Here is a 20,631-nt window from a genome sequence, read left to right as displayed (position 1 = left end):
GGAACGGATTTGAGCTAGTAGGCGGCTCCGCTGACGGCACCCCCAGTGACGGCCATCGCTAAGTGATCCCGGCAAGACAGCCACATCCTAGGTCTCTAGGAACATAAAGCAGGCACATTGAGTGTCCCCCTGCACATTGTCCGAAACGTGAGCGGGCTGGCATCGTGGAAATACTCTGCTTGTAAACTGAGCGCCGCAGCGATTCTTGAAAAACTTGGAAGGTGAAAGTGCGACCGGACCGGATAGCCGAGCAGCTGCAGGGGTGGCTGCACTCAGTCGCCGAAATTGGTTCGGCGGTCAATCAGGGAGCTTCACTTGATGCTCTGCTCTCAGTCATCGCCGAAACGGCATGCCGGCTCATGGACTACGATTTTTGCGCCATCACGCTGCCGGACCCCGAGAATCGGGTGCTGTTGATCAAGGGTTCATTCGGCCTCTCCGAGGACTACATCCAGGATGTCAACGCAACCCATCCCATTCGGCTGCATGGAGTTTCCACCCCTGCTCCTTCAAGCCAGGCGTTTACGCTTGGCGTCGCAGTCCACGTTGCCGATACGCGAACCAACCCCTCTTTCGGGCCGTGGGGCGGAGTAGCCTCAGACCAAGGCTTCCTGTCCATGATCTCGGTGCCGCTGAACACGGCCAGCGAAATCCTCGGCACACTCAACTGCTACACAAGAGCCGCCCACGACTTCTCAAAAGAAGAGGAGGCACGTCTGACGATGCTGGCCGATCAGGCTGCCATCGCCATCACGACGGCCAGATTGAAAACAGACCAAGCGCGGACAATTGAACATCTGAACATCACGAACGCGAGCCTGGAAGAACAGTATGACCTTCAGCGCCAAGGTGCGGAGGTCCATGAGCGACTCACTGCCCTCGCTTTGGAAGGAGGCGGCGTTCCCACCGTTTCGGCCGCTTTGGCGGAGCTGATCGCCCGTCCTGTGACGGTCCGGGGGGCAAATGGCGCGCTCTTGTGCAATTCCCTCGTTGGAACTGAATCACTGCCCGACATCTTGATCCGGGAAACGAGCTACCAGCATGCCGAACCAGCGGCAGCAGGACCGCAGTCTCCGGCTCTCGCGCAAACCCAGGTACTGTCCGGGAGCGGACATCCAGTTTCTGTCCTCCGTGCACCTGTCATGATTAAAGACGAGATCGTCGCGTGGATCTGGACTAACGGTCAGCTGGAATCCTTGGGACCCTTGGACCGACGCACCATAGAACATGCCGCGACGGTCATGGCTCTTGAGCTCCTTCGGACCCGGACCGCAGCTGAAGCTGCCTGGAGACACTCCGGGGAAATACTTTCGGGACTGCTCAGTGGGGCTGTCCGGGGTTCTACTGCGCTGATCAACCAAGCCGCGAGTCTCGGCCACGACTTGTCACAACCACACGCTGTCATCCTCGCAAGGTACGACAACGGCCTCGAAGGGCCATTGCAGTACCGGCTGGCCTCGACGTTCATGCGCCTCAGCGAGAACACCACGCCGAAGCCTCTCCTCGGTATGCACGGAGGCTATGTCGTCGCCCTTTGGCCGGTGGAGAACCAGCCGTTGGAGACCGTCCGTGCAGTCAGCGAGGACATCCGCCGCAGCCTGACCGGTAACAGCACAGCTGCGATGTCAGCCATCACAGTGATTACTGGGCCGGTCAACAATCCCGCCAGCTATCCCGAAACCTTCGCCATCGCCCGGGGTGCCGTCGAACTCGCCGCCCTTCGCGGCCTGCACACCCGTACGCTCGTCCTGTCCGATCTCGGAATGGCCGGGCTCTTCCTGCAGGTGCCGGACACGTCGCGCCTCGAGAGCTACACTGAGCAAGTTCTAGGACCGTTGCGGGCTTACGACCGGGCGCAAGGTACGGCGTTGCTTCCAACACTTTCCGCCCTCATCAGGAACGACCTCAACACCAAGGCGACTGCGGAACAGCTGTTCGTCCACAAAAACACTGTCGACCAGCGGCGCCGACGGATCGAGGAGATTCTCGGACTACAGCTCACGAGCATCGCATCCCTGACGCATATTAGCACTGCCCTGACAATCGACGACGTCATCCAGGCACGCGCCACGTAGAACCATCCCGACGGTGAATGCGTGACAGCTGTCGCTGTCCCCATCGCTGGATTCTTACCCAGTACCCATTGACTGACAGCGGTTCCGTGTCGGGCCCTGCCCGAGTTCATTTGCCGGTGTGGCCGGCTGCCATCACGCGGCCGGAAATGCTGTTGCGGCCAAGGTGTCTGAGCCCTGACACTGCCGGGTACGTACAGGCTGTTCAGGGCGATGCGGGCAGGAAAAGCTCCAACAGTTCATGGCTGTGCTGGAGAAGGAATTCATGCCTGAAATGGAGACCGACCCACGGCGATGCCGCCAAATCGTCGATGCAGGCAGGCAACCGTGGTTCCCTCGGCTCAGGGGTGAGGTTCCACTCCGCCGGGCGGTCTTCGGAAACCTCCGCCAGGACGCCGGGGGTCTGCTTCTTCTGACTGACCATAACTCTCTCCTTCTTGCCCGTCGCCGACGGGAACTCGCAAACGTCGCGAGTCAATGTGTTGGCCGAACGACTCGCGCCTCGCGGAACGGCCGGACAGTTGGGGTAGACCTCGGCCCACTGGGAATGACTCCGTTGCTTCGAGTATGTGCCCCAAATCGCCTCCTCACCATGAGCCGCGGACCACACTTTCCGCTGCTCTCATGTGCCGACGAACACGAAGACTGGCTGACCGGCCCCGCCTTTGGGCAGGGACGGCAGCGGCCACGCGCTTCCGGACCAGAAACTATGCAGTCCGGTCGGTGCAACCGGCTACAGGCGTCGAAACTGCCCGGCACTGTGAGGCCACACAGAATCAGGCACCTGAGCCAGCGGAGCCACCCATAGGTTGTCCACACCGGGAGCAGTAGTGTGATCGGCACGCCAGCTGAACCTGGTCGGCTGCACTACAAAAGGAGATGCTCTATGGCTGTACTCGAAGCGCCGCAATTGGTTACTGGAATTGTCGGTGACGGTCGAAAAGTGAGCCATTGTGACGGCGGCGGATTTCGACCATCGCTGACAGGAAGCCGGATGCCCTACTTCACCTGGGTGCCCGCGGACCCGGCCGCGGTGCGCGGACTCGTCCCAGCGGAGTTGGAGCTCGCTGAAAACGCCCAGTGCTTCGTCAACCAGTAGGTCGTCGACTCGACCGACCAGACGTCCGCCTTCGAGGCATACTCCCTAACGTATTGTGGCGCTGACCTGTCAGGCCGCGATACGCCGGACGGCAAGATACCCGGGCGGTGGTGACGAACGACTTCAATTCCAACGCAGACATGCGCGAGCACGCCTCACAGAGGGGCACCCGCGAGGCCCGGTAAGACGACGCCCGTCGTGGAAGACGGCGTTCTGACTGCCACCACAGAGGCCGACGGTGTTCCCATAATTCGGACGACCGCCACCGTCGGCGAGGGAATCGCCGCAACGGGCCGCGGGCAGCTCCGTTACGTGACAGACGTCAACGGCGAAGTCAGCAGTGGTATGTACCCATTTCAGACCCCGTTGGCGGAAGGCTGGGAGGTGACAAGCTTCGAGTTCCTGGATGCCAGCCACCCCGTGTACGCGCTAAGGCCCGCAGACCCGCTCCAGGTGGCATGGGGCTTCTATTCACCCTCCACGTCGTTCTGCTACCCGGGCGACGAAGGCCCACTCTCAAAGCAGCCATATTCCGGCATACTGGATCCGCCTTCCCGCAACCGCGGCCGACCTTCGGCTGCCATGCTGAACAGCCGATACCCGGAACGTGTCAGACAACGGACGCCACGCTCCACCGCCCTCGGTGCCAGGATGAGCAGATGCGGAGGTGCGGTCCCGAGCGAGCCGCACTCTCCTCCAACCCCGCCCGGCAACAAGCAACAAAGCGCGCGGAAGCCCGCAAGGCGAATCTCTTCCACTCGAGCGTCGAGGCTGGGCATGCTGCCGCGAGCGTCCCGTCAGGCGCACGCCCTGGTGATGCCCTACCGGATGGTCCAGTTTCCGCTTTTTCCGCCGCTCTTGGCCAGCGCGCGGATGTCGGTAAGCGCTGCGTGCTTATCTACTGCCTTGATCATGTCGTAGACGCTCAGGGCCGCGACCGAAACTGCGGTCAGGCTTCCATCTCGACGCCCGTGACTCCTTTGGTTTTGACGGTGACCCGAATGCACACGGAGTCGACGCCGAGTTCAAAATCCACGATGACCTTGGAGATGGCAGCGGATGGCACAGGGGGATTAATTCGGCTGTCTTCTTGGCCGCCATGATCCCCGCAACACGCGCCACTGCGAGCGCATCACCCTTGGGCAACTCGCCGGCTCCCAGCAGGGTCATAACGCCTGGCGTGCTGTGGACAGTGGCATTGGCCATTGCCTCACGCGTGGTGACATCCTTCTCGGAGACATCCACCATCTGTGCAGTGCCGTCTTGCCTGAGGTGGGTCAGTTCGCCAGTGATACCGGGGAGTTGGTTCAAAGCATCCATACTTCGACTTCCGGACCTTGGGCCAGATGAGTGACGTCGCTGGGGATCTGCAGCAGGGCGTTGGCCCGGGCCAACGCATGGACCAGATGCGAGTCAACGCCCCCTCAGATCTGGGCACGGACATCCTGCTGTGGTGGTCTTGGTATCGGGGGTGGGAAGAACAGCGACCGCCCACAGCCGGACTCAGGCCCGGCCAGCCGGCGCGGTCCCGGAGTGTCCTGCTTTGCAGTTTCGGGCGCGGCAGGTATCGCCGCAGTCAGAAAGCTACAGCCGGAAAGGAGCTTTTCAGTTCCCCGCGCCCGGCGGCGGGGATACCTGCTCCCATGTGTATTGTCCGGCCTCGCCCGGAACGTCAATGTCATGCCCGGAAGCGAGGTCTGAGCACTCGACCTGTAGCAGTTCCGGCAAGCCGGCCAGGTAGCGGCCAGCGCCGGCGGCATCGTCAAGAACGGTAAGGAGCTTGGTGACGTAAGGCCGTGGCAGGACCACTGGATGTCCGGGCTTCCCCTCGAAGACGGCCCGTGCCGGCCGGGTAGTGTCTTGTTCCAGGATCCGTCTCACAACATGGGAGTCGACGTCCGGACAGTCAACGACATGCAGAAGAAGCCTTTGGGCCGCCCCGGCCGCTGCCTCGAGGCCGCTACGCAAGGAGGCACCCATGCCGCGGTGCCATCTAGGGCAGAATACTTCCTGGACATTGTCAGGCAGGACCACGCGGCGGGCGCCGGTAACGACCATGATTTTGGCTACTCCTGCGCCGTCCAGAGCCCCCAGGGCGGCATCAAGGAAGCCTGGAGCGAGGATCTTGGGGTACCCGTAACGCGAGCCGGCACCCGCTGCGAGAATGATGGCCGCCACGTCCACCTTGCCTTCCCGCGCCGCGGCAGTCGTTTCAGGCATGGATCGGCATCGATAACTCTCGTAGCCGTTGTCCCGAGCCGCCCCATCTTGAGGCGATAATTTCGGCGGCGATGGAAACGGCTGTCTCTTCCGGGGTTCTGCCCCGGAGATCCAAACCGATTGGCGACGACAGCCGTTCCAGCTCGGCAGCCCCGACTCCGGCACTGCGTAGCTTATCGAGTCGGTCGAGATGGGTACGGCGGCTCCCCATCGCCCCTATGTACGCCGCTTTGGTTCTGAGCGCCTCAACGAGGAGGGGGACGTCGAATTTCGGGTCATGCGTCAGCACACACAGCACCGTCCGTTCATCGACAGTTCTGGATTGCAGGAATTTGTGGGGCCATTCGACGACAATCTCGTCTGCTTCCGGGAACCGCTGCCGGGTTGCGAACACCGGACGGGCATCGCAAAGGGTTACGTGGTAGCCAAGGAATTTGCCGATGCGCACCACGGCGGCCGCGAAATCAATGGCGCCAAAAACAATCATCTCAGGTGACGGCGCGAAAGATTCGACAAACACGGTAACGTCGTCCATTCTCCGCTCGCCATGAGGACCAACATGCACAACGCCGTTGAGGCCCTGGGCAAGCATTCCTTGCGCCACTTCGGCGATGTTGTGGTCCAGTGAGTGCTCCCCGAAGGAACCGATTGCAGAACCTTCGGTGACCATCATGTGCGCTCCGACGTCAGCATCGCCCCCGATGACGGTGGCAACAGCCACCGCGCTGCGCATCCCGACCGCTTCCGCGACGTCCGGGAGTCTCCGGAAAAGCTCTGGGGTCACCAGTTCAACGAACACCTCAATGGTGCCTCCACAGGTAAGCCCCACGGCGAACGCCTCCCCGTCCGAGACCCCATACGTCTGCCGAACAGGTAAGCCGGTGGCCAGGACGTCCTGGGCGAGCTCAAAGACAGCGCCCTCGACGCATCCTCCGGAGACGCTGCCCACAACGTCGCCCGACTCCGACACAGCCATCGCGGCGCCAGCCGACCGGGGTGACGAATGCCATGTTTGTACTACTGTGGCCAGCGCAAACCGGGTGCCCTCGCGGTACCACCCGGTCACTTCCTCAAGAATGTCTCTCACTGACAGGGCCTTTCGTGGTGTTCGTCTTACCGCCGGCCAGCACGGTGGCCAAGCCCTCCAGGCTGGCAATGTTGTGTCCGGCGCGGAAGTCATCAATGTAGGGAAGGGCTGCGGCCATCCCCCGGGCAAGCGGTTCATAGCGTGGATCGGACTTCAGAGGATTGAGCCAGATGAGCCTGTGGCAGAGCCGGTGAAGACGGTCCATGGCTGTCGCCAATATCTCCGGCTCATCGTGATCCAGCCCGTCGGAGCAGATCACAATGACGGCGCCCCGGAGGGTGTTGTGACCATGACTGCGTTGCAGAAGTTCGGAGAAGGAGCTCCCCAGACGAGTGCCACCGTCCCAGTCGGAAACGATCTGCCCCACGAGTTCCAGGGCGCGGTCTGCCGACGCGGACCGCAGGGCGTCACTGACCCGGTGGAGGCGGACACCGACGGTAAAAACCTCGACGTGCTCCCCCGCCCTGGCCAAGGCGTGCGCGAAACGTAGAACTGCGTGGACGTTCGCTCCCATGGACCCCGAAACATCCAGCAGGAAGGTGATGGGACGTTGGCGGATCCTCCGGCGGCGGCGGCAGAGACGTGTCGGTTCCCCATCCGTTGATAACAGAAACCGCAGCGTACCCCGCATATCCAGGAATGGGCCCGTCCGTGCCGTGGTCCGCCGCCGGCTCGGCCGGCGGTCCAGTCGCAGGCGAAGATGACGGATGATTTGTGCGGATTCCTGCCGCTCCTGCTCGGTCATCAGTGCAAAAGATTTCACGCGCAGCCGTTCCACTTCGCTGGCAAGGACGCGTGCCTCTTCTGGGAGCTCCAGGAGCTCTTCACCTACCTCCAGATTCATCGGCGGCCGTTCGGCCTCCTCGGCTTCCTCCGCGAAGATACCGACGGGAGGTTTGGCGGCAGCCGGAAGATCCTCGTTGGACACACTCTCCGAAAAATATTCGGCGAACGCCGATGCGTAGGCAGCGTAAGCGGTGGTGTCTGTGGCGAACACCGCCCTACCTGCCCAAAACAGCTCGGCCGGGGTGAAGTCGCCGAGCTCGTGAACGGCGGCATGAAAGGTGATGGACTGCGACGTCCCCACAGGCACCCCGCACCTGCGGAGCACGGCAGCGAAGCCTGTGCACATCTGTGCCGGGTCGGAACGGTCTTCGGTGACCTTTTCCTGCCGCTGTCCGGTCAAGAGCTCCATCGTTTAGTCCTGGGCAGGAGGGATGACATCATCAAGGTGCGCCTGGACCTTACGCTGGTCATCGACGTCCTTGATGAGTGCGGCCATGGTGACTCGGGCTGTTTCACGGTCCAGGGACATGACGCCCAGCATGTGCAGGGCGCTGGCCCAATCCAGAGCCTCCCCGACACCTGGCCGGTGAACCAGGTCAAGGCCGCGGATCCTGGCGACTGCTCCGCTCACTTCAATGGCCAGCTCTTGGGGTACGTCCGGGGCCCGGAGCTTGATGATCTCCAGCTCACGTTGGGCGTCCGGGTGCGCCACCCAGCTGTACAGGCAGCGCCTGCGGACGGCATTGTGGAGCTCGCGTGTCCGGTTGGATGTCAGGATGACCAGCGGCGGTTGTTCTGCGCGCACCAACCCCACTTCAGGGATGGTCACGGCGAAGTCCGAGAGCAACTCGAGAAGGAACGCCTCGAACTCGTCGTCGGCACGGTCGAGTTCGTCAATGAGCAGGACGGCCCCGTCGCCTTTCTCCAGTGCCCGGAGCAGCGGTCGGGCAATCAGGAATTCCGGGGTGAACACATCGCCGTGTCCTTTGCCTTCCCTCACGGCAAGCAGCTGCCTGGGGTAGTGCCAGTCATAGAGGGCCTGGCTGGCGTCGATCCCTTCGTAGCACTGCAGCCGGATCAGTTCCCTGCCGAGGAGACCCGCGAAGGCATGGGCAATCTCCGTCTTCCCCACACCGTTTTCCCCTTCCAGCAAAAGTGGACGGTTGAGCTTCAGCGCGAGGAACGCTGCCATGGCGAGGTCATCGCCTGCGAGATAATCCACGCTGCGAAGGCTGGCCTGCAGCTCGGCCGCGCTGGCAGGGGCGCCTACCCGCGCGGCCGAACCGAGAGTATCGATCATAGGATCCACCGCCTACGGCTTCCGGGCCGTCGACGCGAGGACGTCAGAGACAATCCGGGATGGTTTGATGGGCAGCTCCCGAACGCGCATGTCGAACTCCCGCAGCGCGTCGTCGACAGCTTGAGACAGCACACCGGGCGTGGCCATGCGGCCCCCCTCTCCGCCTCCCTTGATACCGTATTCCGTGTAGGGCGAGGGCGTCTCAACGTGGCCAAGCTTCATGGCGGGTACCTCATGGGCAGAAGGCACGAGGTAATCGCGGAAAGATGTCGCCAGGAACTTACCGTCCTCGTCGTAGGGCAGTTCTTCCAGCAGCGCCTGGCCAATACCCTGGGCTGCGCCGCCGGTGACGTGACCTCCCAGGGTGATCGGATTCACGATGGTTCCCGCGTCATGGACGGCCGCGTAGTCAAGGATTTTCACCATGCCGGTGTCGGGGTCGACCTCGACGACGGCGATGTGGCAGTTGTGACCCATGATGGGGTAGAAAATACCCAAATCACTGCGGTCAGGTGAGGGCAGCGTCGTGATCGGATGGTCATACGTGTACTGCTCTTCCATCCCGCTGGTGACACCGGGCGGGAGGTTGAGGGCGAAAAAGTACGCGGTTGCCGCAACTTCACCCAAGGATTGCCCGACCCCGGGAGCGCCCTTGACCTGGACGCGTCCGTCCGTAACCTCGAGATCTTCCGCCGGCACTTCGAGAGTGTGGGCTGCGATGTCGATGATCTTCTTCTGAAGCTTGCGTGAGGCTCCCCGGATGGCGCCGGTCACCATGACGGTGAAACGGCTACCGCCCGGGCCGGTCCCCGGCAGCGCGTGGGCGGTATCGGCGTAGCGGATGTTGACCTTGGCGGGATCGACACCGAATTCTTCGGCCACGACCATGGCCGCGACAGTTTCGGGGCTGTTACCCCACATGGCCTGTGAATGCAGTACCACTTGGAACTCGCCGGCCGGATCAATGGAAACGGTCGCGCTCTCCGGGCTGGATGTGATGGGGAAGGCCGGCTCGTCAAACCAGTACCAGAACTCAGTCGAACTGAAAACGCTTCGTTCCTGGGTCGAAACCAGACCAATTCCGATATACCGGTTTTCGTCCTCCCGCAGTCGCTTTTGCTCCCGCCGCCAATGCTCAACGTCTATCATGGACAGCGCTTCATCAAGCACGGCCTCATAATTACCGGAGTCGTAGAGGTTGCCGCCGGGAATCTTGTAGGGGAACTGCTCCGGCTGAATGAAGTTCTTGCGGCGGATTTCCTCAGGCTTCAGCCCGGATTCCTTGGCGGCAAGATCGACGAGGCGTTCAAGGACCCAGTTTTGCACTTCCGAACCAAAGCCCCGGTAGGCCCCCTGCTGACATTTGTTGGACAGCACTGCCTGCAGGTGGTAGCGCAGGCTCCCGATACGGTAGGGCCCCACCGATTGTGAAAGCGCGTTGCCGTGCGTCCCGACTCCGAACTGTAGGTACGCCCCGTAATCGTCGATAACGTCAATGTCGAGTCCTACGAACGTACCGTCGGATTTCAAAGCCAGTCTGGCGTCATAGTAACGGTCTGACCCGTGATGGTCGGAGTTCAGGGTGTGGTCGAGCCGGTCCTCGATATAGGCGACAGGTTGGTTGAGCTGCAACGCCAGGAACCCAGCAAGTGTCGGGACCTTGTGGGCGGTGAACTTACTGCCGAAGCTGCCGCCGGCTGGTACGGGGTTGATGGTGATGCGGTTGCTGGGGACTTGCAGCGCTGTGGCAATCAACCACACAAAGTAGCTGAAGTTCATCGAGTTGCAGTAAATTTCGAGCACGCCGTTGAAGCCTGGGCGGGCAATCGCTCCTGTTGTTTCCATCGGGGTGCCGGCTGTGCGGCCCCAATGGAGGCGGTCGGAGACGATGATGTCTGCCTCCTCGAAGTCTTTATCAAACTCACCGAAGGTGAAGGTGCGTTCGTAGGCGAGGTTGGACCCGTGGGCTTCATGCACGAGCGGTGAATCCGGCTCCAGGGCAGCCATGGGGCTGACGATGGGAGGCAGCTCCTCAAACTCGACCTTCAAAGCGTCGACGCCGTCCTCGGCGATGTAGCGGCTGTCTGCGACCACGGCGACGACTGCCTCGCCGAAGTAGCGAACTTTGTCGACGGCCAAGGGGTACTGCTGGATCGTGGTGGGGCCGAAGTTCATGCAGGGACTCATTTTTTCCCGGCAGTCTTCACCCGTGAATACTGCAATGACACCAGGAATTTTCAGCGCCTCTGTGGCATCGATGGAGACAATCTTCCCGTGCGCTATGGGGCTCCGGAACAGGGCTGTGTGCTTCAGGCCGGGAATTCGGACGTCCGCGATGTATCCGCCCCTGCCCACGAGCAATCGGGGGTCCTCGACCCTTTTCATGCTTCGACCGATGTATTTGAACTTGCTGCCAGGAGGCGCGGGCACGCTTTCCGTGCCGCTGGTGTGGTTCCCTGACGTGGCCTGTGCTGGAGCTGTTCCGGTCATGTCAAGCCTTCCGTTCCGAAGCCGGGCTATCGCCTGTGCCTACACCTGCTGCGATAGGCGCTGGAGACTGCTTGGTCATCTTCCGCGCAGCGCACTGCACGGCATTTACTATGTTCTGATAGCCGGTGCATCGACACAGAATGCCGGAAATTCCATCACGAACGTCCTCGTCTGTGCGGTCCTGCTGTTCGGCAAGCAATTCCTTGGTGCGGAGGACCATCGCGGGCGTGCAGAATCCACACTGGAGGCCGTGTTCCTCGTGGAAGGCGTCTTGGATGGGGTGGAGGTGGTTCGGGTCAGCTGACAGGCTCTCAACGGTCTCGACTTCGTGTCCGTTTGCCTGGACAGCAAGCATCAGACAGGACCGGACAGACTCGCCATCGAGAAGCACGTTGCAGCAACCGCATGCGCCCTGTTCACATCCGAGGTGGACGCTGACCAGTTGAAGATCTTCACGGAGCCAGTCGGCTAGCGTGGTGCGCGTGTCAACGTCGCGCGTAAATTCTCTACCGTTGACCGTTACTGTCACCGCGCGGCGGTAGGCGCTGTCAGTGGTGGACTGCGTCGTCATGACTGATCTCCCTTCTTGCTGCGGTTGACCGCAGCCCTGATGGAACGTGCAGTGATAACCCCTGCAACGTGTTGCCGATAGGCTCGTGTGGCGTGAATGTCATCGCCGTTGCTCACCTGGTCCGTGACTGTTTGGGCAGCCGACAAAATGAGGGCCTCGGTTGGCTTCTGGCCGACCAGCATCTGTTCGGCGGCAGTGGCCCGCAGCGGCCGGTCCGCTATGTTGGATACGCCAATCGAAACCGAAGCCACGGCGCCGTCTTCGGCAAAGGTCATCTGCGTTGCAGCAGAAGCGAGAGCGCGTTCGCCGACACGGCGTGATAGCTCCACGAAGCCATGGCCGTCGGCCTGTTGCGCACGGAACCTTATCGCTGCCAGCAGTTCGTCGGGTCCCAAACAGTTGACCCAGGCTCCGACAAAGAATTCGGGGGCCTTCACCGTCCGTGTTCCGTTCGGACCCACGACGACCATTTCAGCGTCCAGGGTCACGGAGGCGCAGGGTAGTTCCGTCGCCGGGTCAGCGAAAGATATGCTTCCGCCGACTGTGCCCCGGTTGCGGATTTCCGCGTGCCCGATGAAAGTGACCATCTCGGCGAGCAGGGGCAGCCGGTCGCGGACGCCCGAGTGAACCTCGACTGCGTGCTGGCGCACTCCCGCGCCGACCTCAATGTAGGCGCTGTTCTGAACGACTCGCTTGAGGTCTTCGATGCGGTTGATGTCAATCAGCACCCGGGGTTTGGTCAGGCGCATGCTGATACGTGGCATGAGGCTGAGGCCGCCCGCCAGGATCATTGCGTCCGAGCCATGCTCCCGCTTCAGATCCACCGCCTCGTCGAGCGTCTCCGGATCGTAGTAGGCGAATGCCGACGGTTTCATCGCGCTCCTTTGCTGCAGGCCGCGCGCGCGCCGAAGCTGAACGCCTCGGGGGCCGGGGCCACGTCGTTATGGGCTAACACGGGGGGCTTCATTGCTCTCCTTCAAAACGGAAACCTCACTCGGCACACGGCCGATTGAGTTCTAACTCTGCCCTGTCACGGCAAGCAAACCTATGGTCGACGACACCACCTTGGGGGCTCGACTATGTTCCCGCACACATAGCGTGTTCCATGGAGCCGATACCGGCATCTGTTGGGCCACACCTCATTGAGTTGGGTTCCCTGTGTTGTGGCACAGTAACAAGGTGTCAATTCCACGTGTTGAACTTCACGAGTGGGTGCGGGGAGTAGGAAATCGCATCTGCGGTACACCAGCCATCCACCCTTCCCTCACTTCTGAACCTCATTGCGGAGACCGCATGCCGGCTCGTGTCCGCTCGTCGCGGCCGTCGGAACGCACGTCGTAGCACTGTGGCCCGCCGGGCGCCGCAACAGTGATGTGGGCGCGGTCGCAAACAAGCTGCGGGACGCCGTCCACCGCGCGGACAACCGCGGAACTCTCTCCGTGGCCGTTTCGCAACCGTGCAGTTCGCTTCAGGGGTACCCTGGCGCGTTCCGGCTAGGCCGCGGTGCCCTGGAACTCATCCGGCTAAAGGGGACGTGCCGACGAAACAGTGACGCTCACTGACCTGGGGCCACTGGGTTTGCTGCTCCAGCTCGAGCATGTAGAGGAGGTGATCGAATTCGCAGACCGCGTGCTCAGTCCACCGGGACTACGACGAACGGCGAGGCACGGTTCTTCGTCAGACTTTGTTCTCCTACCTTCAAAACAATCTCAACACGGCCAAGACCGCGAAAGACCTCCACGTTCCCGCCAACACCGTCGGGCTTCGTGTACGCAAAGCAGAAGAGTTACTTCACGTTTCGCTGGCGAATACTGAGTCCCTCATCCACTTTGGCATGGCTCTTATGGCAGACCAGGTCGTTCAGGTGTCTACCGGTTCCCCGCGGCCGAGTGGAGCGAACGGGGCAGCGCAGCTATAGGAGCCAGCCACAGTGCCGCCGTAGTGAACAGGGCGGCCCCGACCTGCTCGTGCTGAATGGCGGCAGCAAACAATGGCGTGCCCAAGACCACGAGAGCGTTTGCCAGCGCGTTGAGGAGGCCGACCGCGGCAGCCGGACGGTCTGGCCGCCATCGCTGTGCGCCCCGCAGGACCGCGGCAAATGGCAGTCCGCTTGCCACGCCCAAACTAAGGACAGCGGCTACCGCCACCAGCGACGTGGAAGGAAGGTACAGCAGTGCCGTTGCCACGGCGCAAACAACAAGCGAAGCAGGCACGACCCAGCGGAGGCAGTGGGGGTACTTACTCGCGATGAACCCACCAAGCGGCCGGCTGGCGATCGTCATGAGCAAGATGAGGGATGCTATCGCTGCCGCAGTTCCGAAGGGAAGATTCCAACGAGTGTGGAGGATGACCGCGACCCAGTTGCCGAGGACCACACCGAGCCCCAGTGTCACCGCGTGGACGGCGCCCAGCCGGTGCAATTCCCAGTCACGGAGCACCGGACGGTGGGCCCGAAGAATCATTGGGTGGGGCTTGCTGGGGATGTGGGCCGGTACGCATGCCCACACCAAGGCCAACGCACCGGCCGCCACGGCAGCGCAGGTCAGCCAGGCAGTTCTCCAGCCCAATGCCGGTTCGAGTGCAGGAATAACAGCAATTGCGAGTCCCCCGGAACCGATCGCAAAGCCGCCAAAAGCGCCGAGTCCGACCGCCCCGACACGGGCTCTCCTCGCCAACTCCGCACCCACCACGAAGCCGACGGCGCTGCCGGCCCCACCCAAAACGCGAGCCACGAAAGCAACAGGCAGCACCGGGATAGCGGCTGCCGCAAGGTAAGACAAAACGACCAATGCGAGGCCGAAAAGTGCTGTGTGTCTGGCACCGAAACGGTCTACCAAGTGGCCAGCTGGCAACTGCATGGCCGCATATGGAATGGCGAGCACCGTCGTGAGCAGCCCGATGGTGATGAGGTCGCTGTCATACACCTCGGAAAGGGCGCCCGCGCCGGCACCTGCGGCTGTCAGACCCCAGCCCGCGGCTGCGGCAGCAAGACATGCCGCGGCAAGAACCGGCTTCTTACTAGCTAGGTCCGGCTCTCCGTGGTTGGCCGCTTCGTTCGTCAAGCGTCGTAACCGATCAGCATGACGAGGTAGTGCGCGTCCCGACCACCAGCGCTTCGCCGTCTGAGGTCATCGCAGAGGCTGCTGCCAAAAAGCGCGGCCAAGGTTTGAAGGTGACTGATCATAGTTAGTTCACTTCTTCCGGTTCGTTCGTGGACCCGACAGGACTTGCGTCCCAGTATGGAGTCCGTACGCTCATCCCGACATGGTCCTGGTCACATCAGTTCCTTCCAGGACTGTGCCGGCACACATGCGCTTCCAGTCAAGAGCATGGAATCCTGAAATACGAAGCACGAGGCCTTCTCCAACTCAGCTGCGGAGGAGCAAATGGCTCGCGCGCAAGTCGTAACGGCAGTCGCTTCGGGCTCCAGCGAAAGGCGGAAATACATGAAGCAATCGACCCGGGGAACAGTAGCCCTCGGCATCCCAATCGTGCCAGGCCGGACGGCGCCTGTGGGCCTTCGTGGTGCCGATGAGCGTCCGGACTCACCCGCACTCGTCGACAGCTACAGGCGAACCGCACGCGATTTGCGGGTTTCCCTCACCGATCGGTGCAATCTGCGTTGCCAGTACTGCATGCCCGCCGAGGGACTGGAGTGGGCGCCAGGTTCATCGCTGCTTTCAGATGACGAAGTCATCAGGCTGATAGGAGTTGCCGTTGAACATCTCGGGGTCCGGGAAGTCCGCTTCACGGGCGGCGAACCCCTCCTCCGCAAAGGGCTCGAGAAAATCGTTGAAGCGACGGCCTCACTGCGCACGGATGAAGGCATTTCGCCGTCCATGTCACTAACCACAAATGGCTTGGGGTTGGCGCACAGAGCCCGCGGGCTGGCCGAAGCAGGGCTCGCCCGAGTGAACGTCTCCTTGGACTCCGTCGACAGAGCAACATACGCTGAAATCACCCGTCGTGACAGGTTGCCGGAAGTGCTGGCCGGCATCAAAGCGGCCGCAGAAGCGGGAATGGCGCCAATCAAACTCAATGCCGTACTCCTGCGCGACGTCAACCACGAGCACGCGATTGACCTGTTGACTTACGCGCTGGGCGGCGGCTATCAGTTACGGTTTATCGAGCAGATGCCCCTGGGGCCCCACGACGCCTGGAACAGGGAGCAGATGGTCTCTGCAGACGAAATCCTCTCCATTCTGCGGAGGCGTTATCTGTTGGTGGGCACGAATCCCGGCGACCGGGGATCTGCCCCGGCGGAGACATGGAACGTACTCGAAGACGATACGGAACGAATCGTCGGCACAGTGGGGATCATCTCGGCCGTGACCGAAAACTTCTGCGGTGCCTGCGACCGAACCCGGTTGACCGCCGACGGACAAGTACGGACTTGCCTTTTCGCCACATCAGAGCACGACCTGCGCACGCCAATGCGTTCCGGAGCCCCGGATGAAGATCTCGCTCAAATCTGGCGTTCCGCACACTGGGGGAAGCTTGCTGGCCATGGCATTGACGAGCCCAGTTTCCTCCAGCCGGAGCGGCTGATGAGCGCGATCGGAGGGTGAGGTGACGGGAGTACACAACGTCTCGGCCAGAACTACGCTCAATCTGTTTTACTTTGCTGCCGCAGCTGAATCCATGGGTCGCCACGAGGAGACGGTCACCGTCCCCAGAGGGGCAAGCCTTGAGTCAGTCATGTCCACTTTGACGGTTGTTCGACCGGAAGCCGGGCGAGTACTGGGCATCTGTGCGCTACTCGTGGACGGCGTGACATCGCGGGACCGGTCGGCGCCCCTGCCTGACCAGGACCACCTGCGCATCGATGTCCTTCCACCATTCGCTGGCGGCTAAGATAAGCCGCCTTTCAATTTGACTGTCTTGAAATCGAGGAAAATCGCATGACCAACCTGACTCGACTGTTGCCGGCTGCTCATCGCGTGGCCATTGCAGAGGTTCGCGAGGACAATGCGGACGTCGCCCGCTGTGCGTCAGCGGTGGAAGACTCCGCGGCCGGTGCTGTAGTCACCTTTAGTGGTGTTGTCCGGAACCACGACGAAGGGCGGTCGGTGACTGAGATCGAGTATGTTGGCCACCCCAACGCCACCGCGATTCTGGGTCAGATCGCGGCGGAAATCGCCGCACGCGCAGACGTCGACGCTGTCGCCGTTCAGCACCGTGTGGGAAGGCTCGGTGTTGGCGACGTTGCGCTTGCAGCCGCCGTGTCTGCTGCACACCGTGCAGAGGCGTTCGCCGCCTGCGCCGAACTCGTCGACGAGATCAAAAGACGCTTGCCAGTATGGAAGCGTCAGGTCTTCCCTGACGGCAGCCATGAATGGACAGGTTCCGCCTAGCCCCTGCCAGGACGGCAACAAGCCATCACCCTGATGTGACTCCTGCTCCGGCGGGCATCCTCGGTTCGGTCAAGAGTCGAAGGCTTTCGTTCAATGAGCGCTCAAGCCTTACGGTTTCACCGGTCGAAGGGCAACAGCAACGGCGGCTCCGATCAGCACCGACTTCCAACACCGGTCTATCCCCGCCCACCCAAGTGTCCGCAGTCGCAGAGACGGCTGTGGTCCAGGGCTCGCGCCCTCTCGGAACATCGGACGTCAGCCTGCAGCCAATGTGGCGGGACCTGTTTGGTCCAGCCACATCGCCTGCCCTGTGAGTGTGCGTGAGCAGAACCGATTCGACGGCTTGGCAACAGAAACAGCGGGGATATGTCACGTAACAGCCAGTGCCGGGGAATCACTCTTCGGATTAACCCGTCCAGGGCATCGAGACCAGAGGCGATCTGGATCAACGGGTTCCGCTGGTTAGGCGACCACTGACAGCATCGAAACCAACAACGAAAGAGCACCGTATGAATTTCTCCATCACGCAGCGCACCCCGGTTTACGTCGCCAGCGTGTTGACGCTGGCAGCGCTGGCTGGTTGTGCATCCGGCAGCGCATTTACACCTGCTGCGCCCGCGTCAACCACCACCCCTGAAGCGCCCGCTCAGGCAGGCCGCATCACCGTCTTTGCCGCTGCCTCGCTGAAGGCCACCTTCACGAAGATCGCTTCTGATTTTGAAGCCGCGAATCCTGGCACGAAAGTCACTCTGAACTTCGCCGGATCTACGGACCTGGTCACCCAGATCACGCAGGGCGCCCCGGCGGATGTGGTGGCCTCGGCCGACACCAAGAACATGACCCAGCTCTCCGACGCGAAGCTCATCGACGGCGAGCCCACCAATTTCGCCACCAACGTCCTGGAGATCGCCGTCCCGCCGGCAAACACGGCCAACATCGCCTCCTTCGCCGACCTGGCCAAGCCTGGCGTAAAGGTCGTCGTCTGCGCCCCGCAGGTTCCCTGCGGTTCCGCCACCGACAAAGTCGAACAGGCCACCGGAACGGCCCTGACCCCGGTCAGCGAAGAGTCCTCGGTCACCGACGTGCTGGGTAAGGTGACCTCTCAGGAAGCAGACGCCGGGCTGGTCTATGTCACGGACGTGAAGACCGCCAGGGACAAGGTCAAGGGCATCCCGTTCAGCGAGTCGGAGAAGGCCGTGAACACGTACCCGATCGCCACCGTCGGAGCTAGCAAGAACAAGGACCTAGCCAATGCATTCATCATGGCGGTGACCGGCGCCGAGGGCAGGAAGGTCCTCGCCGACGCCGGATTCGGCACCCCATAACAGCACCGATGCCCTCACGCCACGGAGCCGGTTACTCCGGCATCCCGCCGTGGATCTTCGCCATCGCGGCAGCACCACGTAGCGCCCCGCACTTCGGGGATCGCCCTCGACCAAGGCCAGGTCAGGGCGACCCCATGTCCGGCCAGGCCAGCAATGGTCTGGTGGATGACAAAAAAGTGAGTCCCGGACACCTCTAAACTTCACGTGCGCCGGGAACACACGCAGTGCTCCGGAGCAATATCCGAATGAGCTACACCCCAATCTGACGTCAGGCGGTCCGTTGGACACCGTCAGGATAGGGTCTACTCAGCGTTCCGGCACGGCCTGCGGGAAGAACTTAGAGTCCAATCTGACAGGACTTTGCAAAGAGGCGCCGCGTCGCCGGTAGCGCCCGCGGTGTGCCGCACGTTAACGCTGTCAAGATCAATGATTCCCGCCGACAGCAGACCTGTGCCTACCGGCTGCCGTCCACATCGACGTGCCGAGTCGCGCGCCCTTCATTGCCCAGCGACGAGCCCTTCTGAAGGCGAATACGCCCAACAATAATACGCAGCGGTGCCAGCAAGGTCTCGGAAGGGGCTAATTGGCGGGCTTGGCCTGCTGGCCGATTAGCCCCTCAGCCTAAGTGACGGTTTCGCAGGCGGCCGCCCGGGATCAGCTGCGTCATAGTCTTGCCGCCCATCCTGACCGACCGGAAGCAGCGCTCGTGGAGCAGCTTATCGCCCTTGGCGCCCTGACCAAATTTCCTCCGGGGGGCCGAAGCGATGCGCCCGAGGACGGCCGAGCCACGTTTTCAGGCCCGCGCGGGAGCGTCCGTTCGCGGATCGAGGCTGTCCTGCAGGACAGGATGCTGTTGACGGCCTTCCAGCCGATCCGTGACCACTCCAACGGGGAAGTCATCGGAGCGCAGGCCCTCACGCGGTTCAGTGGCGATACCGGCGACCAGCCGGCGGACTGGTTCGCCGAAGCCAGGGATGCGCGACTCGGAAGCGATCTTGAATTCGCGGCAATGGAATCGGCCCTCGCCGCAGCCAGAATCCTCTCCCCGTCCACCTGCCTGGACCCTCTCCTGCCGGGGTTCCTGGAGGAATCGGCACTCGCCCCTGCGCGTTTGGTCCTGGAACTCACCGAGGCCATGACCAGGGAGCAACCTGCTGCGCTGCTCACGGCTTTGGCTCCACTGCGCAGGAGCGGTGTCCGTCTTGCCATTGATCATGCCGGCTCGTACGTCACGTCGATCCGGCATTTCAGGCAGCTCCGGCCGGACATCATCAAACTGGACCGCAACCTTGTCGCCGGCATTGCTACGGACCCGATTCATTCCTCCCTGTGTGAGGCAATGATCGGGTTCGCCGAACACATCGGCGCCGTCGTGATCGCCCAGGGCATCGAAACCCGCCCAGAACTGGCAGCCGCCACGGGGCTGGGCACGACCACCGGGCAGGGCTATTTGCTGGGCGCGCCCACAACCCGGCCGGAGGACTGGACCGGGTGGACCCCCGCAGCGCAGGAAGCACAGTCCCTAACAAATCCGGACGGTAGCCTGCGGTCCTGACCCGGCGACGGAGGCCCATTCCCTGTCTGGATGCCTGTGACGGTTATCCCTGTGTGGGGAAGATCGGGGTCGTGCGGGCGCCCTCTTTCATGCGTTCCCTGAATTTTGCCGTGATGCCGTGACCCTCACCGTGGCCCATTTGCGAGATGATGACAGTGGCTGGGCCGGCCCCTATCCGCAGGGTTTCGCCGCTGCTTTTCTTGCCCAGGACGAGCCCACCGATCGAGTCGAGGGGAGCGTCGAGACGCGGAGTGCCGAGGACGTCACCCTTCACGAACAGAAGACGCTGGTCCGTCAGTGCCACGATGCCCGCTTCGGAGGCCAACTTCCCTTGGGCGACAGCGAGCACCCATTCGTCGCCGCCAAGGTTGCGGACCACGCTGCGGAACGCCTGCCGTCCCTCCAAGACCACGCCTGATACCGCGGAAGCTTCGTCCATCCCGTGGTAGTACATTTTTCCATCCGGCAGGGCCTCTTCCACGCCGAGCAGGTGTTCATATGCTCGGTGCGTGTCCTCTCCGCAGGTCCAGTGGATTTCGGTGCCCCGTTCCGTCTCCGTCACGGCTCCGGGCAGGCGGCACGCCGGCCTCCTCTTGCGCAACGACCTCGGAATCTCGAGGATGAGGCCGGGCGCTTCGTGTAACGGCCTGAAGCCGTTCTTCCGTGCGGCGACGCCCAGAAGGGCCAGTGCCTCATCTTTGCCGGCCAGGAGCGTCCAACGAACTGTGTGGGGAGCCGCATCAGTCATCGATTTCTTGATCCTCCTTCTCCA

18 protein-coding genes and 1 pseudogene are annotated in these 20,631 nt (G+C 62.2%); 7 read left to right on the top strand and 12 right to left on the bottom strand.

Annotated elements, in window-relative coordinates; all coding sequences use genetic code 11:
- Window positions 1-221: 221 nt before the first annotated feature.
- Window positions 222-2,075, top strand: coding sequence for a helix-turn-helix domain-containing protein (locus ACFVTM_RS18075; protein WP_390205191.1), 1,854 nt, complete (start codon window positions 222-224; stop codon window positions 2,073-2,075).
- 202 nt (window positions 2,076-2,277) lie between these two features.
- On the opposite strand, the gene ACFVTM_RS18070 is transcribed toward ACFVTM_RS18075, so the two are convergent.
- The 10 genes and pseudogenes from ACFVTM_RS18070 to ACFVTM_RS18025 all read right to left on the bottom strand — a co-directional run bounded on the left by ACFVTM_RS18070 (window position 2,278) and on the right by ACFVTM_RS18025 (window position 12,500).
- A complete protein-coding gene (locus tag ACFVTM_RS18070) occupies window positions 2,278-2,496 on the bottom strand; it encodes a hypothetical protein (protein ID WP_390205189.1) in 219 nt (72 codons plus the stop codon).
- Between the two features lie 1,496 nt (window positions 2,497-3,992).
- Window positions 3,993-4,491 (bottom strand): annotated as a pseudogene (gene moaC, locus ACFVTM_RS18065) (cyclic pyranopterin monophosphate synthase MoaC).
- Entirely contained in the window at window positions 4,479-4,565 is an 87-nt protein-coding gene (locus ACFVTM_RS18060; protein ID WP_390205341.1) for a hypothetical protein, read from the bottom strand. The pseudogene moaC and the gene ACFVTM_RS18060 overlap by 13 nt, the downstream one beginning before the upstream one ends.
- A gap of 211 nt (window positions 4,566-4,776) precedes the next feature.
- Window positions 4,777-5,391, bottom strand: a complete 615-nt coding sequence (locus ACFVTM_RS18055; protein ID WP_390205187.1) for an NTP transferase domain-containing protein — start codon at window positions 5,389-5,391, stop codon at window positions 4,777-4,779.
- Entirely contained in the window at window positions 5,384-6,478 is a 1,095-nt protein-coding gene (locus tag ACFVTM_RS18050) for an XdhC family protein (RefSeq protein WP_390205186.1), read from the bottom strand. The genes ACFVTM_RS18055 and ACFVTM_RS18050 overlap by 8 nt, the downstream gene beginning before the upstream one ends.
- The gene (locus ACFVTM_RS18045; RefSeq protein WP_390205185.1) at window positions 6,462-7,673 is read right to left on the bottom strand and encodes a VWA domain-containing protein; all 1,212 of its coding nucleotides are present in this window, start codon (window positions 7,671-7,673) and stop codon (window positions 6,462-6,464) included. The genes ACFVTM_RS18050 and ACFVTM_RS18045 overlap by 17 nt, the downstream gene beginning before the upstream one ends.
- A gap of 3 nt (window positions 7,674-7,676) precedes the next feature.
- Window positions 7,677-8,564 (bottom strand): AAA family ATPase, encoded by an 888-nt coding sequence (locus tag ACFVTM_RS18040; protein ID WP_390205183.1) that lies wholly within the window; start codon window positions 8,562-8,564, stop codon window positions 7,677-7,679.
- A 12-nt stretch (window positions 8,565-8,576) separates the two neighbouring features.
- On the bottom strand, window positions 8,577-11,054 hold the full coding sequence (locus ACFVTM_RS18035) for a xanthine dehydrogenase family protein molybdopterin-binding subunit (protein WP_390205181.1): 2,478 nt from the start codon (window positions 11,052-11,054) through the stop codon (window positions 8,577-8,579).
- Between the two features lies 1 nt (window position 11,055).
- A complete protein-coding gene (locus ACFVTM_RS18030) occupies window positions 11,056-11,625 on the bottom strand; it encodes a (2Fe-2S)-binding protein (RefSeq protein ID WP_390205179.1) in 570 nt (189 codons plus the stop codon).
- Window positions 11,622-12,500, bottom strand: a complete 879-nt coding sequence (locus ACFVTM_RS18025) for an FAD binding domain-containing protein (RefSeq protein WP_390205177.1) — start codon at window positions 12,498-12,500, stop codon at window positions 11,622-11,624. The genes ACFVTM_RS18030 and ACFVTM_RS18025 overlap by 4 nt, the downstream gene beginning before the upstream one ends.
- A gap of 405 nt (window positions 12,501-12,905) precedes the next feature.
- Between ACFVTM_RS18025 and ACFVTM_RS18020 the strand changes: the two genes are divergently transcribed.
- Both ACFVTM_RS18020 and ACFVTM_RS18015 read left to right on the top strand, forming a co-directional pair.
- A complete protein-coding gene (locus ACFVTM_RS18020; RefSeq protein ID WP_390205175.1) occupies window positions 12,906-13,187 on the top strand; it encodes a hypothetical protein in 282 nt (93 codons plus the stop codon).
- Between the two features lie 122 nt (window positions 13,188-13,309).
- A complete protein-coding gene (locus tag ACFVTM_RS18015) occupies window positions 13,310-13,543 on the top strand; it encodes a helix-turn-helix domain-containing protein (RefSeq protein WP_390205174.1) in 234 nt (77 codons plus the stop codon).
- Here ACFVTM_RS18015 and ACFVTM_RS18010 read toward each other — a convergent pair.
- Window positions 13,494-14,687, bottom strand: a complete 1,194-nt coding sequence (locus ACFVTM_RS18010; RefSeq protein WP_390205173.1) for a nitrate/nitrite transporter — start codon at window positions 14,685-14,687, stop codon at window positions 13,494-13,496. The genes ACFVTM_RS18015 and ACFVTM_RS18010 overlap by 50 nt on opposite strands.
- 384 nt (window positions 14,688-15,071) lie before the next feature.
- Here ACFVTM_RS18010 and moaA point away from each other — a divergent pair, with 384 nt between their 5' ends.
- The 4 genes from moaA (at window position 15,072) to ACFVTM_RS17990 (ending at window position 19,859) form a co-directional block, all read left to right on the top strand.
- Window positions 15,072-16,193, top strand: a complete 1,122-nt coding sequence (moaA, locus tag ACFVTM_RS18005) for a GTP 3',8-cyclase MoaA (protein WP_390205172.1) — start codon at window positions 15,072-15,074, stop codon at window positions 16,191-16,193.
- A 333-nt stretch (window positions 16,194-16,526) separates the two neighbouring features.
- Complete coding sequence (locus tag ACFVTM_RS18000; RefSeq protein WP_390205171.1) at window positions 16,527-16,979, top strand: molybdenum cofactor biosynthesis protein MoaE; 453 nt, start codon at window positions 16,527-16,529, stop codon at window positions 16,977-16,979.
- A 509-nt stretch (window positions 16,980-17,488) separates the two neighbouring features.
- Window positions 17,489-18,304: a molybdate ABC transporter substrate-binding protein gene (gene modA / locus ACFVTM_RS17995; protein ID WP_390205169.1), complete on the top strand. Its 816-nt coding sequence runs from the start codon at window positions 17,489-17,491 to the stop codon at window positions 18,302-18,304.
- A 706-nt stretch (window positions 18,305-19,010) separates the two neighbouring features.
- Window positions 19,011-19,859, top strand: coding sequence for an EAL domain-containing protein (locus ACFVTM_RS17990; RefSeq protein WP_390205167.1), 849 nt, complete (start codon window positions 19,011-19,013; stop codon window positions 19,857-19,859).
- 43 nt (window positions 19,860-19,902) lie between these two features.
- Here ACFVTM_RS17990 and ACFVTM_RS17985 read toward each other — a convergent pair whose 3' ends face one another.
- A complete protein-coding gene (locus ACFVTM_RS17985) occupies window positions 19,903-20,607 on the bottom strand; it encodes a hypothetical protein (RefSeq protein ID WP_390205165.1) in 705 nt (234 codons plus the stop codon).
- Between the last annotated feature and the right edge of the window lie 24 nt (window positions 20,608-20,631).

This window comes from Arthrobacter sp. NPDC058130 (assembly GCF_042884475.1).
Classification (GTDB): Bacteria; Actinomycetota; Actinomycetes; order Actinomycetales; family Micrococcaceae; genus Arthrobacter.
The sequence above is the reverse complement of the archived record's forward strand: the minus strand, read 5'-3'. Positions and strand labels throughout refer to the sequence as shown.